At 69.7% G+C, this 15,544-nt stretch carries 14 protein-coding genes and 1 pseudogene; 7 read left to right on the top strand and 8 right to left on the bottom strand.

Annotated elements, in window-relative coordinates:
- From ACJ73U_RS38350 to ACJ73U_RS38335, 4 genes and pseudogenes are all read right to left on the bottom strand, one after another.
- Positions 1-309: pseudogene (locus tag ACJ73U_RS38350) on the bottom strand (2-oxoacid:ferredoxin oxidoreductase subunit beta); the annotation flags it as partial.
- Complete coding sequence (locus tag ACJ73U_RS38345; protein ID WP_407782674.1) at positions 306-2,177, bottom strand: 2-oxoacid:acceptor oxidoreductase subunit alpha; 1,872 nt, start codon at positions 2,175-2,177, stop codon at positions 306-308. The gene ACJ73U_RS38345 and the pseudogene ACJ73U_RS38350, both read right to left, overlap by 4 nt.
- A 55-nt stretch (positions 2,178-2,232) precedes the next feature.
- Positions 2,233-4,458, bottom strand: coding sequence for a (Fe-S)-binding protein (locus ACJ73U_RS38340; protein ID WP_407782673.1), 2,226 nt, complete (start codon positions 4,456-4,458; stop codon positions 2,233-2,235).
- A gap of 125 nt (positions 4,459-4,583) precedes the next feature.
- Entirely contained in the window at positions 4,584-5,366 is a 783-nt protein-coding gene (locus ACJ73U_RS38335) for a TetR/AcrR family transcriptional regulator (RefSeq protein ID WP_407782672.1), read from the bottom strand.
- A gap of 77 nt (positions 5,367-5,443) precedes the next feature.
- Here ACJ73U_RS38335 and ACJ73U_RS38330 point away from each other — a divergent pair, with 77 nt between their 5' ends.
- From ACJ73U_RS38330 to ACJ73U_RS38320, 3 genes are all read left to right on the top strand, one after another.
- Positions 5,444-6,379, top strand: a complete 936-nt coding sequence (locus tag ACJ73U_RS38330; protein WP_407782671.1) for an ATP-binding cassette domain-containing protein — start codon at positions 5,444-5,446, stop codon at positions 6,377-6,379.
- Between the two features lie 56 nt (positions 6,380-6,435).
- The gene (locus ACJ73U_RS38325) at positions 6,436-7,221 is read left to right on the top strand and encodes an ABC transporter permease (protein ID WP_407782670.1); all 786 of its coding nucleotides are present in this window, start codon (positions 6,436-6,438) and stop codon (positions 7,219-7,221) included.
- A 507-nt stretch (positions 7,222-7,728) separates the two neighbouring features.
- Positions 7,729-7,875 (top strand): hypothetical protein, encoded by a 147-nt coding sequence (locus ACJ73U_RS38320; RefSeq protein WP_407782669.1) that lies wholly within the window; start codon positions 7,729-7,731, stop codon positions 7,873-7,875.
- 140 nt (positions 7,876-8,015) lie between these two features.
- Here the strand turns inward: ACJ73U_RS38320 and ACJ73U_RS38315 are convergent, their stop codons facing one another.
- The 4 genes from ACJ73U_RS38315 to ACJ73U_RS38300 all read right to left on the bottom strand — a co-directional run bounded on the left by ACJ73U_RS38315 (position 8,016) and on the right by ACJ73U_RS38300 (position 11,306).
- On the bottom strand, positions 8,016-9,053 hold the full coding sequence (locus ACJ73U_RS38315) for an MBL fold metallo-hydrolase (RefSeq protein WP_407782668.1): 1,038 nt from the start codon (positions 9,051-9,053) through the stop codon (positions 8,016-8,018).
- Positions 9,054-9,249: 196 nt separating this feature from the next.
- Positions 9,250-9,441, bottom strand: a complete 192-nt coding sequence (locus ACJ73U_RS38310) for a hypothetical protein (RefSeq protein WP_407782667.1) — start codon at positions 9,439-9,441, stop codon at positions 9,250-9,252.
- 61 nt (positions 9,442-9,502) lie between these two features.
- Entirely contained in the window at positions 9,503-10,351 is an 849-nt protein-coding gene (locus ACJ73U_RS38305; RefSeq protein WP_407782666.1) for an ABC transporter ATP-binding protein, read from the bottom strand.
- Positions 10,344-11,306, bottom strand: a complete 963-nt coding sequence (locus ACJ73U_RS38300) for a methionyl-tRNA formyltransferase (RefSeq protein ID WP_407782665.1) — start codon at positions 11,304-11,306, stop codon at positions 10,344-10,346. Before ACJ73U_RS38300 ends, ACJ73U_RS38305 begins: the two co-directional genes overlap by 8 nt.
- Before the next feature lie 88 nt (positions 11,307-11,394).
- On the opposite strand from ACJ73U_RS38300, the gene ACJ73U_RS38295 reads away from it, so the two are divergent.
- The 4 genes from ACJ73U_RS38295 (at position 11,395) to ACJ73U_RS38280 (ending at position 15,431) form a co-directional block, all read left to right on the top strand.
- Entirely contained in the window at positions 11,395-12,726 is a 1,332-nt protein-coding gene (locus ACJ73U_RS38295; protein ID WP_407782664.1) for a lysine N(6)-hydroxylase/L-ornithine N(5)-oxygenase family protein, read from the top strand.
- The gene (locus tag ACJ73U_RS38290) at positions 12,723-13,541 is read left to right on the top strand and encodes a siderophore-interacting protein (protein WP_407782663.1); all 819 of its coding nucleotides are present in this window, start codon (positions 12,723-12,725) and stop codon (positions 13,539-13,541) included. Before ACJ73U_RS38295 ends, ACJ73U_RS38290 begins: the two co-directional genes overlap by 4 nt.
- 9 nt (positions 13,542-13,550) lie before the next feature.
- On the top strand, positions 13,551-14,360 hold the full coding sequence (locus ACJ73U_RS38285) for an enoyl-CoA hydratase/isomerase family protein (protein WP_407782662.1): 810 nt from the start codon (positions 13,551-13,553) through the stop codon (positions 14,358-14,360).
- Positions 14,361-14,549: 189 nt separating this feature from the next.
- The gene (locus ACJ73U_RS38280) at positions 14,550-15,431 is read left to right on the top strand and encodes an ABC transporter ATP-binding protein (protein WP_407782675.1); all 882 of its coding nucleotides are present in this window, start codon (positions 14,550-14,552) and stop codon (positions 15,429-15,431) included.
- The last annotated feature ends 113 nt before the right edge of the window (positions 15,432-15,544 follow it).

Below are 15,544 nucleotides of genomic sequence, written 5' to 3'. Positions count from 1 at the left end.
GTCGGGTCGGGTGACGGCGAGGCCGGTGGCGATGGCGGGTGCGCGTCCGTGGATGGAGTGCATGCCGTAGGTGTTCATGTAGTAGGGGAAGCGGGAGGAGCAGCCGATTCCGGAGATGAAGACGATGTTTTCGCGTTTCAGTCCGAGTGTGGGTAGGAAGGATTGCATGGCGTTGAGCACCACGTAGTCCCCGCACCCGGGACACCAACGCACCTCCTGATCCGACTTGAAATCCTTCGCCTTCTGCGGCGCGTCATCGGTGGGGACCAGGTCGAGCCCGCCGGGTAAACCGAGGTCCGTCGTCATCAGGCCGCCTCCGCAAGGCTCGTGCCGAGGTGTTCGCCGAGCACGTCCACCAGCTCGGACTCCATGAACGTCGTGCCGGCCACCTTCGTGTACGACACGGCGTCCACCAGGAACTTCGCCCGCACCAACATGGCCAGCTGCCCCAGGTTCATCTCCGGCACGATCACCCGGTCGTACCGCCGCAACACCGCGCCGAGGTTGGCGGGGAACGGGTTGAGGTACCGCAGGTGCGCCTGGGCGATCGGGCGTCCCCGCGTGCGCAGCGCCCGGCAGGCCGCGCCGATCGGCCCGTACGTGGAACCCCAGCCCAGCACCAGGACCCGCGCCCGCCCCGACGGGTCCTCCACGTCGAGCGGGGGCACCTCGACACCGTCCACCTTGGACTGGCGCAGCCGGACCATGCGGTCGTGGTTGTCCGGGTCGTAGGAGATGCTGCCCTTGCCGTCTGCCTTCTCCAGCCCGCCGATGCGGTGCTGCAGCCCCGGCGTGCCCGGGACGGCCCACTCGCGCGCCAACGCGGCGTCCCGGACGTACGGCCAGTGCGTGCCGTCCGGCCCGTTCGGCTCGGTCGCGAAGGTGACCCGCAGGTCCGGCAGGTCGGCCACGTCCGGGACGAGCCACGGCTCGGATCCCGTGGCGACCGCGCCGTCCGACAGCAGCAGCACCGGTGTCCGGTACCGCAGCGCGATCCGCACCGCGTCCAGTACCACGGCGAAGCAGTCCGCCGGCGACCTCGGCGCGAGCACCGGCACCGGCGACTCGCCGTTGCGCCCGTACATCGCCTGCAGCAGGTCGGCCTGCTCGGTCTTGGTCGGCAACCCCGTCGACGGGCCACCCCGCTGCACATCGATCACCAGCAACGGCAACTCCGCCATCACCGCGAGCCCAATCGTCTCCGCCTTCAACGCCAACCCCGGCCCCGAGGTAGTCGTCACCCCCAGCGAACCACCGTAAGCCGCACCCAACGCCGCACCGACACCCGCGATCTCGTCCTCGGCCTGCATGGTCGTCACGTTGAAGTTCTTGTGCTTGGACAACTCGTGCAGAATGTCCGACGCCGGCGTGATCGGATAGCTACCCAGGAACACCGGCAACCCGGAACACCGCCCGGCCGCGACGATCCCGTACGCCAGCGCGATGTTCCCGGTGATCTGCCGGTAGGTACCCGGCGGCAGCGACGCGGGCGCGACCTCGTACCGGACGGCGAACTCCTCGGTCGTCTCGCCGTAGTTCCACCCCGCCCGGAACGCCAGCACGTTCGCCTCGGCGATGTCCGGCTTGCGGGCGAACTTCTCACGCAGGAAGCGTTCCGTCCCCTCGGTCGGGCGTCCGTACATCCACGACAGCAACCCGAGCGCGAACATGTTCTTGCAGCGCTCGGCGTCCTTCTTGGACAGTCCCGTGTCCGACAGCGCCCCCTGGGTCAGCGACGCCATCGCGACCGGCAGCACCCGGTGGGACCGGAGCGACCCGTCCTCCAGGGGGTTCGCCGCGTAGCCGACCTTCGACAGGTTCCGCCTGACGAACTCGTCGGTGTTGACGAGCACGGTCCCGCCGGCCGGCACGTCCCCGATGTTGGCCTTCAACGCGGCCGGGTTCATGGCCACCAGCACGTCCGGCCGGTCGCCGGGGGTCAGGATGTCGTAGTCCGCGAACTGCAGCTGGAACGACGAGACCCCCGGCAGGGTCCCCGCGGGAGCGCGGATCTCCGCCGGGAAGTTGGGCAGCGTCGCGAGGTCGTTGCCGAACGCCGCCGCCTCGGAGGTGAACCGGTCACCGGTGAGCTGCATCCCGTCACCCGAGTCACCGGCGAACCTGATCACCACCCGGTCGAGCTTGACGGGCTGCGTGGACTCTCCTCCGCTGATCACTCACCCAGTGTCCGGATTTCGAGACAAGAATCCGTCGAAGCGGGCTGGAGGGAACCTAGAGCCCGCGCTTCACCGACTCCAGCAGCATCTGCGAGACGTCCCTGACCTGCACGTCCGTGCCCTTGTCCTCGCTCTGCCGCTGCACGAGCCCGTCGGTGACCATGACGCGGCAGAACGGGCAGCCGGTCACGATCTCCTTCGCGTCGGTGTTCAGGGCCTCGTCGACGCGCTCCAGGTTGATGCGCTTGCCGATGTGCTCCTCCATCCACATCCGCGCGCCACCCGCACCGCAGCACAGCGCCCGGTCGGCGTGCCGCGGCATCTCCGTGAGGACGGCACCCGCGGCACCGACCAGCTCACGCGGCGGCTCGTAGACCTTGTTGTGCCGGCCCAGGTAGCAGGGGTCGTGGTAGGTGACGGGCGCACCGCCGTCGGCGGGCTTGACCGGGGTCAGCCTGCCGTCGCGCACGAGTCGGTTGAGCACCTGCGTGTGGTGCATGACCTCCCAGTGCCCGTTCGTGCCCTCGAAGCTGGGGATCATGCCCTCCAGCTGGGGGTACTCGCGGCCGAGGGTGTTCATGCAGTGCGGGCAGGTCGTGACGATCTTCCGCTTGGTCGGTTCGCGGCCCTCGAAGACGGTATTGAGCATCTCCGCGGTCTGCTGGGCCATCATCTGGAAGAGGAACTCGTTGCCGGCGCGCCGCGCGGGGTCGCCGGTGCAGCTCTCCTCCTTGCCGAGCACCACGTACTTCACGCCCGCGATGTGCAGGAGCTCGGCCGTCGCGCGGACCGTCTTCTTCGCGTTGTCGTCGAACGCCCCCGCGCAGCCGATCCAGTACAGGTACTCGACGTCGTCGGCCAGCTCACCGTCGTAGACCGGCACCTCGAACGGCAGGTCCTTGGCCCAGTCCATGCGCTCGGAGTTGTTCTGGCCCCACGGGTTGCCCTTGTTCTCCAGGTTGCGGAACAGGGTGCCCAGCTCGGACGGGAACTCCGACTCGATCATGACCTGGTAGCGACGCATGTCGACGATGTGGTCGACGTGCTCGATGTCCACCGGGCACTGGTCGACGCAGGCGCCGCAGGTAGTGCAGGACCAGAGCACGTCCGGCTCGATGACGCCGCCGACCTCGGCCGAGCCGACGAGCGGGCGGGTGGCCTGCGCGGCGCCCTTGGCTGGCACGCGGCCGAACCCGGACTCCGGCACGCCGCCGTGCGCCGGGCCCTTGTGCCCATTCTCGGCCAGCTCCAGGACGTCGACGTCGCTGTGGTCGGGCATCTCCTGGCCGCCGATCAGGTACGGCGCCTTCGCGAACAGGTGGTCGCGCAGGTCCATGATCACCAGTTTGGGTGACAGCGGCTTGCCCGTGTTCCACGCCGGGCACTGGCTCTGGCAACGCCCGCACTCGGTGCACGTGGCGAAGTCGAGCATGCCCTTCCAGGTGAAGTCCTCGATCTTGCCGCGGCCGAACACGTCCTCGTCGCCCGGGTCCTCGAAGTCGATCGGCTTGCCGTGCGACTCCATGGGCAGCAGCGGGCCGAGGCCGTCCGGCAGGCGCTTGGTGGAGACGTTGACCGGCGCGACGAAGATGTGCAGGTGCTTCGAGTGGAGCACGATCAGCAGGAACGACAGCATCACGCCGATGTGCAGCAGCAGGCCGACCGACTCGATCCACTCGTTGACCGTGTGACCGGCGGGCTCCAACAGGTCGCCGACACCGAGCGAGACCCACGCGCCGGAGTCGTACGGGAAGGTGCCCACCGCCGCGGACGCGCCGCGGAACAGGAACATCGTCCAGATGACGTTGAAGATCATGAACAGGATCAGCCACGCGCCGCCGGTGTGCGAACCGTAGAAGCGGGACGCGCGCTGACGCCGCTCCGGCGCCTGGCGGAGCCGGATGATCGCGAACGCCACGACCGACACCAACACCATCACGGCGATGAAGTCCTGCGCGAAGCCGAGCACCGACCAGCGGCCGATCAGCGGGATGTGGAAGTCCGGGTCGAACAGGGCGCCGTAGGCCTCTAGGTAGACCGAGGCGAGGATGACGAAGCCCCAGAACGTGAAGAAGTGGGCCGCGCCCGGGATGGACCACTTGAGCAGCTTGCGCTGGCCGAAGACCTCCTTGACCTGCGCCCACAGCCGCGCACCAAGCCGGTCGAAGCGGCCAACCGGCTGTCCGACCTTGATCAGCTCGTAGATGAACTTCACCCGCCGCGCGGCAAGGCCGAGCACCACGACGGTCATCAGCAGTCCGAGTATCAATCGAACGACCACGAGGCTCTCCCGCATCCGGCGACGTTGGCTTGCAAGAGTGTCAGTCTTGCTTGTTACTCGCCAGTATTTCCGATCGCGTCGCGAGTCGCGCAACAGGGTGTGACGTTTGCCGCCTACTGGACCGGTCAGGCACGCGACCGGATCAGGGCCTCCACGCCGTCCAGGATTCTGGCCAGGCCGAACTCGAAGCCGTGCCGGGCGTCGTAGGCGGCCTGGTGTGTCTCGCCGGCGACCTGCCCCACCCGTGCCGCGACCGGGTACCGCTCGGGGTCGAAGACCTTCTCCAGGAGGGGCGCGTACGCCGCCCACCACTCGGCGTCGGTGACGCCGGTCTCATGTGCGGAGGTGGCCGCCTCCGCCGCCGCGCGGGCCGTGCCCTGGACGTACACCGACACCATGCTGACCACCGAGTCCATCTCCAGCTCGGTGAGGCCGATGCCGTCGACCGCGCGGAGGCCGTGGTCGTACGCGGCGATGCCGGCCGGTCCCAGTGGCGGCCGGGACATGGCCATGACCTGGAGCAACCACGGGTGGCGCCGGTACAGCTCCCAGTCCGCCCACGCGATGGCCGTCAGCCTCTCGCGCCAGCCGCCCGGCACCTCGTCGCGGGGCACCGACCCGACGGCGCGGTCGAACATCACGTCGACCAGCTCGGCCTTGGACGGGACGTAGGTGTACAGCGACATCGTGCCGACGCCGAGCCGGTCGGCCACCCGCCGCATGGAGACCGCGGCGAGGCCCTCCGCGTCCGCGATCTCGATGCCGGCGCGGACGATCCGCTCGACCGTCAGCCCCTGCCGCGGACCGCGGGACTTCGGTGCCGGGCCGGTGCCCCAGAGCAGCTCCATGCTGCGCACGGGGTCCCCCCGGCCCCCGTAGTGCCCGGTCTCGCCGTCCTTCTTCGCCATCCGTAACATCCTAGAATCTTCGTACGATGTACGGTAACGTCTACTGCCGTACATCGTACGACTAGGAGGATCCCCTCATGATCAGCGTCGAAGGGCTGCGCAAGCGGTTCGGCGGCAGGACCGCGCTCGACGGTCTCGACCTGACGGTCGCGGCGGGCACCGTGCACGGGTTGCTCGGGCCGAACGGGGCCGGCAAGACCACGACCGTCCGCATCCTCACCACGTTGCTGCGGCTCGACGCGGGGCGCGCCTCGGTGGCCGGCTTCGACGTCGCCCGCGAACCCGCCCGGGTCCGCGCCCACATCGGGCTCGTCGGGCCGCACGCGACCGTCGTCGTGGCGCTCTCCGCGCGGCAGAACCTCGTGCTGTTCGGCCGGCTGTACCACCTGCCCGCCGCGCAGGCCCGTGCCAGAGCCACGGAGCTGCTCGCCCAGTTCGGCCTCGCGGACACCGGCCCGAAGCCGACCAGGCAGTTCTCCGGCGGGATGCGGCGGCGGCTCGACCTGGCGGCGAGCCTGATCCTGCGGCCGCGGGTGCTGTTCCTCGACGAGCCGACGACCGGGCTCGACCCGCGCGGCCGCACCGAGGTGTGGGAGGCGGTGCGCGCGCTGGTCCGCGAGGGCACGACGGTCCTGCTGACGACCCAGCACCTCGACGAGGCCGACCAACTGGCGTCGGCGATCACCGTCGTCGACGACGGCCGGGTGATCGCCTCGGGCAGCCCGGCCGCGCTGAAGGCCGAACTCGGCGGCGACCGGCTCGACGTGGTGGTCCACGACACGGCGGAACTGCCCCGCGCGGCCTCGGTGGTGGCGTCGGTGACGGGCACCCAGCCGGACGTCGACGTCGACAACCGCCGGGTCAGCGCACCGGTGGCCGACCCACTACCCGCACTGGCGAACGCGGTCCACGCCCTGCGGGAGGCGGACCTCGCCGTGGTGGACGTGGGGTTGCGCCGCCCGACGCTCGACGAGGTGTTCCTCCACCTGACCGCGACGGAGGCATCGGCATGAACCGGACTCCCACCCGTGGAACCGTCCCCGAACCCCACCACGATGGAGGTGCCGGCATGCACTGGGCTCTCACCGACGGCTGGACGATGACCCGCCGCGACCTCCTGCACTGGCTGCGGGAGCCGGGGCCGGTCGTCGTGGGGCTGTTGTTCCCGGTGTTGATGGTCGTGATGTTCGGTTACCTGTTCGGCGGGGCGATGGCCGTGCCGGGCGGCGGGGACGGGTACCGCGAGTTCATCCTGCCCGGGATGTTCGCCATGACCATGGCGTTCGGGCTGGAGACGACGATGATCGCGGTCAGTACGGACGCGGCCTGGGGGGTCACCGACCGGTTCCGGTCCATGCCGATGGCGCCGTCGGCCGTCGTGGTCGGGCGGGCCGGGGCGGACATGCTGAACTCGGTCGTCGGGCTGGCCGTGATCATGGCGGCCGGGCTGCTGGTCGGGTGGCGGGCGCACACCGGCCCCGGGTCGGTGCTCGCGGCGGTCGGGCTGCTGCTCCTGCTGCGGTTCGCCCTGCTGTGGCTGGGAATCCTCCTCGGGCTGGTGGTCAGGAGGCCGGAAAGCGTGGTCGCGGTGCAGATCCTCGTCTGGCCGGTCACGTTCCTGTCCAACACGTTCGTCGCGCCGGGGACCATGCCCGGCTGGCTGGGCGCGATCGCCGAGTGGAACCCCCTGTCGTCGACGGTCGCGGCGGCGCGGGAGCTGTTCGGCAACCCCGGCTGGGGCGGTGGCTCCTGGGTCGAGGACCACGCCCTGCTCATGGCGGTCGCGTGGCCCGTGCTGCTCGTCGCGGTCTTCTTCCCCCTGTCGGTGCGCCGGTATCGAGGACTCGGCCGGTGACTATTTTCTGTGCACCGATAACCGGCCCACCTCGTGCGGTGATCGCGTTCGCCAAAACGGGGAATTCGCTGACAGGGAGTGACGTTACAAGGATGTTTGCCCTCGTGAACAGCTCGTGAAACGAACACCCCCCGTGACCGTTCGGGACCGGAACGTGCATAACCTGAATAACCGTGAAAGCTGGGAAAAACCTAAGAGAGTAAATCGCTAAAGCCCTGCCCACCTGCTGAATAACGATTCAACAGTGCGCGGAATTCGACTCGGTCTGACCATGACGGGGGTGGTGTGAACCGTGCGGAGAGTGTCAGGATGCCGGCGCCGGGACGTCTCCCGGACTGGTCGTGACCCCCTCGACGTTGGTTACCGAGCGGCACGGTCGACAATGAGACTGGCGGAAGGCCCCCGACTTCCGGCAGGCAGGCAGAAAGGCTCCGTATGACCTGGGCACGACACGCCAGCCCCACCCTTGAGCAAGGCCGCTTCGCGGAAGCACGGGCTAGCGAGAAGATGCACTACGCGGTCCAGAACCGGAAGGCAGCTCGCACGGTCGCGTGCCACGCCTCCGACCCGCAGGACTGCGCGGACCTGCTCGCGATGCTCGGTCTCGACCAAGTGGACGAGAACGGCGCGATCAGGGTTCCGGTGGCCGACTAACCCCCCCGTTCGGGCCACCGGACGAGACTGACCCGATCTCCGCGGAGCAACCCGAGACCCCGGCCCGCGGACACGAACCGGCACCCTCACGGCGGCGGAGCAGTTCCGCTCATCCCGCCGCCGGACGAGATCAGTGCCGTTCAGGACACCGGTGGTGGAGTGACAATCCTGTACTCCACCACCCTGTCCGTTGTGGACGATGTGAGCCGGCCGCGGAGAACCAGGACATCCAGGTGTGCCGCGGTTTCTCCGGTCGCGAGCGTCTGGTTGAACAGGTCGAGGTCGTCGAAACGGCGATGCCGACGTGTCCACCCCAACCGCCGCGCGGCCTCGTACGCGGTGCCCGCCCCGTCCCGCACCGCGGTGAGGGTCTCGGCGAGCCGTTCCTCGTGGTGTGCCAGCAGCTCGTCCACCCGGGCGTGCGTGCTCGCCGTGACGGGTCCGTGCGCCGGCAGGAGCCGCATGTCCGGGTAGGACCGGACGAGGCGGAGACTCTCGAGGTAGTCCGCGAGCGGCTGCTCGGCGGGCTCCGGCTGGAACCCGATCGACGGCGTGATGTGCGGCAGCACGTGATCGCCGGCGAACAGCACACCGGCGCGCTCGTCGACGAACACGACGTGCCCCTGGGTGTGGCCGGGCGTCGGCACCGCGCGGAGCGTGTGGTCGCCGAACTCGATGGTCGTGGTGCCCTCGAGCCACTCGTCGGGCTCCTCGTACTGGTCGCGACCCCGGTCGTCCCGCTCGCCGAAGGCTTCCGCCCACTTCGCCATCAGCGGCGCCGCGCCCCAGCGGAGCATCTGGCTGACCTGGCCGTCGAGCCGGCCGTCCAGGGTGCGCCGCAGCGAGGGCTGCTCGCCGATGCCGAGCGCGATCTTGCTGCCGTAGACGCGGCGCAGCGAGATGGCGAGCGTGTAGTGGTCCCGGTGGATGTGGGTGACGAGGAAGCGCTGGATGTCGCCGAACTCGTAGCCGATGCCGCCGAGGGCCTGCTCCAGCTGGCGCTCCGCGACCTCGAGCGCCCACCCGGAGTCGATCATGACCAGCCCGCCGCCGGTCTCGATGGCGTAGACGTTGACCGCACGCAGCCCGTCCATCGGCAGGGGCAGCGGGATGCGGTGGACACCCGGTGCCACCTCGAACACCCCGGGCGTCAACCACGCGTGCCGGTCGTCGGTCATGGCCACCTCCTCGTCAGCTAACCGGAACTTAGCAAATCCCGGTTCACTTAACGGTGTGAGCTGGCTCCTGTCGCCGCTGGTCCGAACCCGGCACACCGGCGATCGGCCCGACAGTTGTCAATTGGTCCGTACCACGTGACGGAACATGGTCCAGACCAGATGGCGGAAAGTGGACCTCACGGGCGCGAGCGGGTTCTCACCAGTCCTGCTTGCGGTCCAGCGGGCGCACGTCCCGGTAGGTCGCGGTGAGCGGGTTGGCGCCCGGGCGCACGACGACCGCGCCGAGCAGGCCGAGCAGGCCGGCGATCGCGGCCAGCAGCACGTGAAAAGCGAGGCCGGCCACGAATGCGAGACCGGAAACGAGACCGAGGATCCAGCGAACAGCCATCACTCACTCCCCCGACGAAAAAAGCCTGACATTCGGTTTTTCGTCACGGCTCGTCGCGATGTTACCTAGAGTGCTCGCTCTCACGGACAGTGACCGAATGATGGCGACCGGTGGGGATGACCAGCGGTGTTGCACTGACGGGGTCGGTCGTCACCTGGCACCCGACATCGAAAACGTCTCCTACCAGTTCGGGTGTGACCACCGTCGAGGGTGATCCCTCGGCGACGATCCGGCCCGCCTTCATCGCTATTACGTGATCCGCATAGCGGCACGCCTGGTTCAAATCGTGAAGAACCATCACAATTGTTCGGCCCTCGCGCCGGTTCAGGTCCACGACGAGGTCGAGCACGTCGATCTGGTGGGCGAGGTCGAGGAACGTCGTCGGCTCGTCGAGCAACAGCACCGGCGTCTCCTGCGCGATCGCCATCGCGATCCAGGCCCGCTGCCGCTGCCCGCCCGACAGCTCGTCGACCGGCCGGTCGGCGAGGTCGGTCAACCGGGTGGCACGCAGCGCGGCCGCGACCGCCACCTCGTCCGCCGACGACCACTGCCGCAACCAGCTCTGGTGCGGTGCCCGCCCGCGCGTCACGAGGTCGACGACGGTCAACCCGTCCGGCGCGACGGGCGACTGCGGCAGGATGCCGAGCCGCCGCGCGACCTGGCGCGTCGGCGTGTCGTGCACGGACCGGCCGTCGAGGTAGACGGTGCCGGCCACCGGCGACAGCAGCCGTGCCAGCGCCCGCAGCAGCGTGGACTTGCCACAGGCGTTGGCCCCGACGATCGCGGTGATCCGACCCGACGGCACCAGCAGGTCGAGGTCGTCGACGACCACCCGGTCCCCGTAGGCCAGGCGGAGGTGCTCGGCACGCAGTTCGGCGACCTCGGCCGGCTCGGTACGCAGGTCAGTCACGTCGCTCTCCTGTCGGGTGCGCGGTGAGGTAGCCGCCCATGGCGCGGAAGTAGTCGGTGGCCGCCAGCTCCGTGCCGTCGTCGAGCCGGAGCCGGCGCAGCAGCAGGCCGCGGTCGCGGCCGCGGCGGGCGTCGGCACCCGCGACGATCACCACGCCGTCGCCCTCCCTGATGAAGATACGTCCCGGCGTGCCGCCGTACCGGTTGGCCGAGACGTCCGCCTCGAGCACCCGCAGCCGCGTCGAACCGTGGTAGGTGAACGCGTTCGGGTACGGGTCGGACTGGGCCCGCACCAGCCGCTCCAACTCCTCGGCGCTCCAGTGCCAGTCGATGCGGCTGTCCTCGATGGACCGCTTGTGGAAGAAGGACGCCTTCGCCGGGTCCTGCTTGGCGAAGTCCTTCTCGCCACGGTCGAGGCGGGCGAGCGCGTCCACCACGATCGGTCCGATGAGGTCGACCGTGCGGTGGAAGAGGTCGGCCGCGGTGTCCTTCGGTCCGACCGGGACCGACCGCTGCAGCACGATGTCACCGGCGTCCAGGTCGTCGTCCATCATGTGCGCCGTCACGCCGACCTCGGGCTCGCCGTTGATCAGCGCCCAGATCACCGGCGCGAAGCCCGCGTACGCCGGCAGCAGCGAGTCGTGCACGTTGAGCGTCCCGCGCGGCGGGAGGTTGAAGATGTGCGGCGGGATCCAGGTCCGCCAGTTGTTCGCGACGATGAGATCCGGCCGGGCCTCCTTGAGCGCCCGCACCACGTCCTCGTCGGGGCGGTTGCGCAGGATGACCGGCACGCCGTGCGCCGCCGCCAGGTCGGCGACGGAGTCGTTCCAGATCGACTCGTACACGTGGTCGCTCGCGGGGTGCGTCACGGCCAGCACCACCTCGTGCTCCGAGGCGAGCAGCGCCTCGAGGGTCCGGTGTCCCCAGGTCTGGTACCCGAAGAGCGCCACGCGCATGGACTTCTCCCATCCAGCTCAGTGCAGCCTATCCTTACAAGTGGACCTTAGGTTAGCCTTACCTCGCCGGATCGTGGAGAGGACGGTAATGCCACAGGAACTCGTCGGGGACCCGGAGACGTACGACGGCGTTCTCGACGTCGTCGGAGTCGGTTTCGGACCAGCCAACCTCGCACTGGCGATCGCGGTCGCCGAGCACAACGCGCGGCCGGACGCCACGCCCGTACGAAGCCTGTTCCTCGAGCGGCAACCCGGCTTCGGCTGGCACCGCGGCATGCTGATCGAGGACGCGACCATGCAGGTCTCGTTCCTCAAGGACCTCGTCACCCTGCGGAACCCGACCAGCGACTTCAGCTTCCTGTCCTACCTGCACAGCGCGGACCGGCTCGTCGACTTCATCAACCAGAAGTCGCTGTTCCCGCTGCGCGTCGAGTTCCACGACTATCTCGAGTGGGCGGCCGCCCGGTTCACCGACGAGGTCCGGTACGGCCACGAGGTCGTCGGGGTCACGGCCACCGCCGACGGCGCGGTGTTCGACGTCACCGCGCGCCGCACCGACGGCACGACGACCACGGTCCGCGCCCGCAACCTCGTGTTCGGGATGGGTCTCACCCCGCACCTGCCGCCCGGCGCGGTGCTGTCGGAACGCGTGTGGCACAACCGCGACCTGCTGGAGCGGGTCGAGCGGCTCCGCCGGTCCACGGCCCACCCGCCGCCGGTCCGGTTCGCGGTCGTCGGCGCCGGGCAGAGCGCGGCCGAGGTCACCAAGTACCTGCACGACAACTTCCCGCACGCCGAGGTGTGCGGGGTCTTCTCCCGGTACGGCTACAGCCCGTCCGACGACAGCCCGTTCGCCAACCGGGTGTTCGACCCGGACGCGGTCGACCAGTTCTACAGCGCGCCGCCGGAGGTCAAGCGGCTGATCATGGGCTACCACGCGAACACGAACTACTCGGTGGTCGACACGGACCTCATCGAGGAGCTGTACCGGCGGGTCTACCAGGAGAAGGTCGTCGGCACGCGGCGGCTGCGGCTGTTCAACGTGTCGAGGGTCGTGGAGACCGTGGAGACCGGCGAGAGCATCCGGGCCACGATCGAGTCGCTGACCACGCACGAGAAGACCGTGCTGGACTGCGACGTCGTCGTGTACGCGACGGGTTACCGGCCCGTCGATCCGGTGGCCCTGCTGGGTGACCTCGGCCGGGTGTGCCATCGCGACGACGCCGGCGAGCTGAGGGTCGCCCGGGACTACCGCGTGGAGACCTCGCCGGAGCTGGCCGGGGGCCTGTACCTGCAGGGCAGCACCGAGCACACGCACGGGATCTCCTCGTCGCTGCTGTCCACGACGGCCGTGCGGGCCGGCCAGATCCTCGACTCGGTCCGCACGCGGGTGCCCGCGCAGCTGGCGGTGAGCCGATGACCGCGGTCCAGACCGAGGTCCAGTCCTACGTCCTCTTCCGGGTGGCGGTCGTGCGGACCGAGCGGATCAGCCCGAAGATGCTACGGGTGACGTTCGGCGGCCCGTCGCTTTCCGGGTGCGTGTGGGCCGGGCACGACCACCGCGTCAAGCTGTTCCTGCCGCTGCCCGGGCAGACCGATCCGGTCGTGCCGGAGGGGCCGGACTGGTTCGCCGAGTACCGCGCGATGCCGGCCGCCACCAAGCCGCCCATGCGGACGTTCACCATCCGCGAGCTGCGCCCGGACTCCCACGAGCTGGACGTGGACTTCGTGCTGCACGGCGACCTCGGCCCGGCGTCGACCTGGGCCGGGCGGGCGAGGCCCGGCGACCGTGTGGCGATCCTCGGCCCGAACGCGCGGTGCCCGACGGTGCACGGCTACGAGTACCGGCCCGACGCCGACACCGACTGGACGCTGCTCGCCGGTGACGAGACCGCGCTGCCGGCGATCACCGGGATCCTGGCGGCCCTGCCGGCGGAACGCACCGCACTGGTGTTCGTCGAGGTCGAGTCCGCCGCGGAGATCCGGCCGCTGCCGTGCGCCGGGAACGCGCGGGTGACGTGGCTGTCGCGCGACGGCGGGCCGGCCGTCGGCGGCGGCCTGCTGCGGGAGGCGATCGGGCGGGCGGAGTTCCCCACCGGGCGGCCCTACGCGTGGCTGGCCGGCGAGTCGAGCGCGGTGACCGGGTTGCGGCGGCACCTCGTGCGGGACCGCGGGATCGACAGGAAGGACGTGTACTTCTCGGGTTACTGGCTGTTGGGGAGCGCCATCGAGTAGGCATGTCTCGTGCATGACTACTCAACACAGTTCCCCAGCCTCCGCTTCGCCGACCTCGGGGGCGGTGTCCTCGAGGTGTCCATGTCGGCGCCGGGACGGCTGAACGCCGTCGGGCACGAGGGGCACCGCGACCTCGCCGCGGTCTGGTCGGCCGTCGACACCGACCCGGACGTGCGGGTGGCGATCATCCGCGGCGAGGGCGGCGTGTTCTCCGCCGGCGGCGACCTCGACCTGGTGTCGGACATGGCGTCCTCGTTCGAGGTCCGCGTCCGGGTGCTCCGCGAGGCCCGCGACCTCGTCTACAACGTGATCAACTGCTCGAAGCCGATCGTGTCGGCCATCGAGGGCCCCGCGGTGGGCGCCGGCCTGGTGGTCGGCCTGCTCGCGGACGTGTCGATCGCCGCGACCGACGCCCGCATCATCGACGGCCACACCCGCCTGGGCGTCGCGGCCGGCGACCACGCGGCGATCGTGTGGCCCCTGCTGTGCGGCATGGCGAAGGCCAAGTACTACCTGCTGACCTGCGAGGCCGTGTCCGGCGAGGAGGCCGAGCGGATCGGCCTGGTGTCGCTGTGCGTGCCGGGCGACGAGCTGCACGAGCGGGCCCGCGCGGTGGCCTCCCGGCTGGCGAACGGCTCGCAGAGCGCGATCCGGTGGACGAAGTACGCGCTGAACAACTGGCTGCGCCAGGCCGGACCGCTCTTCGACACCTCGTTGGGGCTGGAGTTCCTCGGGTTCGCGGGACCGGACGTGCGCGAGGGCGTGTCCGCGATCCGCGAGAAGCGCAGGCCGACGTTCTCGGGCCCCGCGTCGGAGTAGGAATCCCGCACATCGCGGTTCCATGACGGTACGTAAAACACCTACCTTCCTATGTAGTACACCTGCTATCGTTCGCAGCATCAGAGCGATAGGAGGTGGATCGTGACCGTGGTAGATCACACGCGGGCGCCGGCAGGGAGGAACCAAGGGGTGGACGAGACGAACGTTCTGGACGTCCGTGATCTGCGGATGCGGTACGGCACGAAAGACGTGCTCATGGGGGTGGACCTCGTGGCACATCCGGGCGAGGTGGTCGCGTTGCTGGGCCCGAACGGGGCGGGCAAGACGACGACCATCGAGATCCTCGAGGGGTTCCGGATGCGTTCGGCGGGGGAGGTCAGCGTGCTGGGGGTCGACCCGGCGCACGGGGACGAGCACTGGCGGGCACGGCTGGGCGTCGTGCTCCAGTCGTGGCGGGACCACGGCAAGTGGAAGGTGCGCGAGCTGCTGGCGCACCTCGGCCTCTACTACGCGCCCTACTCGACCGACCGCATCACGCGGCCGTGGGACACCGAGGAGCTGATCGCGGCCGTCGGCCTGACCGAGCACGCGGACAAGCGGATCTCGCGGCTGTCCGGCGGCCAGCGGCGGCGGCTGGACGTGGCGATCGGCATCGTCGGACGGCCGGAGCTGCTGTTCCTCGACGAGCCGACCGCGGGGTTCGACCCCGAGGCGCGCAGGGAGTTCCACGACCTGGTGCACGCGCTGTCCGACGCGAAAACGACGATCCTGCTGACCACGCACGACCTCGACGAGGCCGAGAAGCTGGCCGACCGGATCCTCATCCTGGCCGGCGGCACGATCATCGCCGACGGCTCGGCCGACGAGCTGGCACGGCGGATGTCCACCGAGGCCGAGGTGAAGTGGACGGTCGACGGGCAGCGGTTCGTGCATTCGACGAGCGACGCGACGGAGTTCGTGCGACAGCTGTTCAAGGAGCACGACGAGCGGGTCGCGGACCTCGAGGTGCGGCGGGCCAGCCTCGAGGACACCTACATGGCGATGGTCCAGCAGTTCGAGTCCGGCCGGCAGCAAGAGGCCGTGCGCGATTTCGAGGGGGTGCGGCGATGACCAGGGCCGTGACGAGAAGTGGCTATGCGACGAATCCGACGATGGCGGCGGCCCGGGCCGGGGTGGCGCGGGGCCGTGAGTTTTTGGTTGAGAGTTTTTTTTGGTAAGAGTTT

Source organism: Actinophytocola sp. (assembly GCF_045807065.1).
In the GTDB taxonomy this organism is placed as follows: Bacteria; Actinomycetota; Actinomycetes; order Mycobacteriales; family Pseudonocardiaceae; genus Actinophytocola.
The sequence above is the reverse complement of the archived record's forward strand: the minus strand, read 5'-3'. Positions and strand labels throughout refer to the sequence as shown.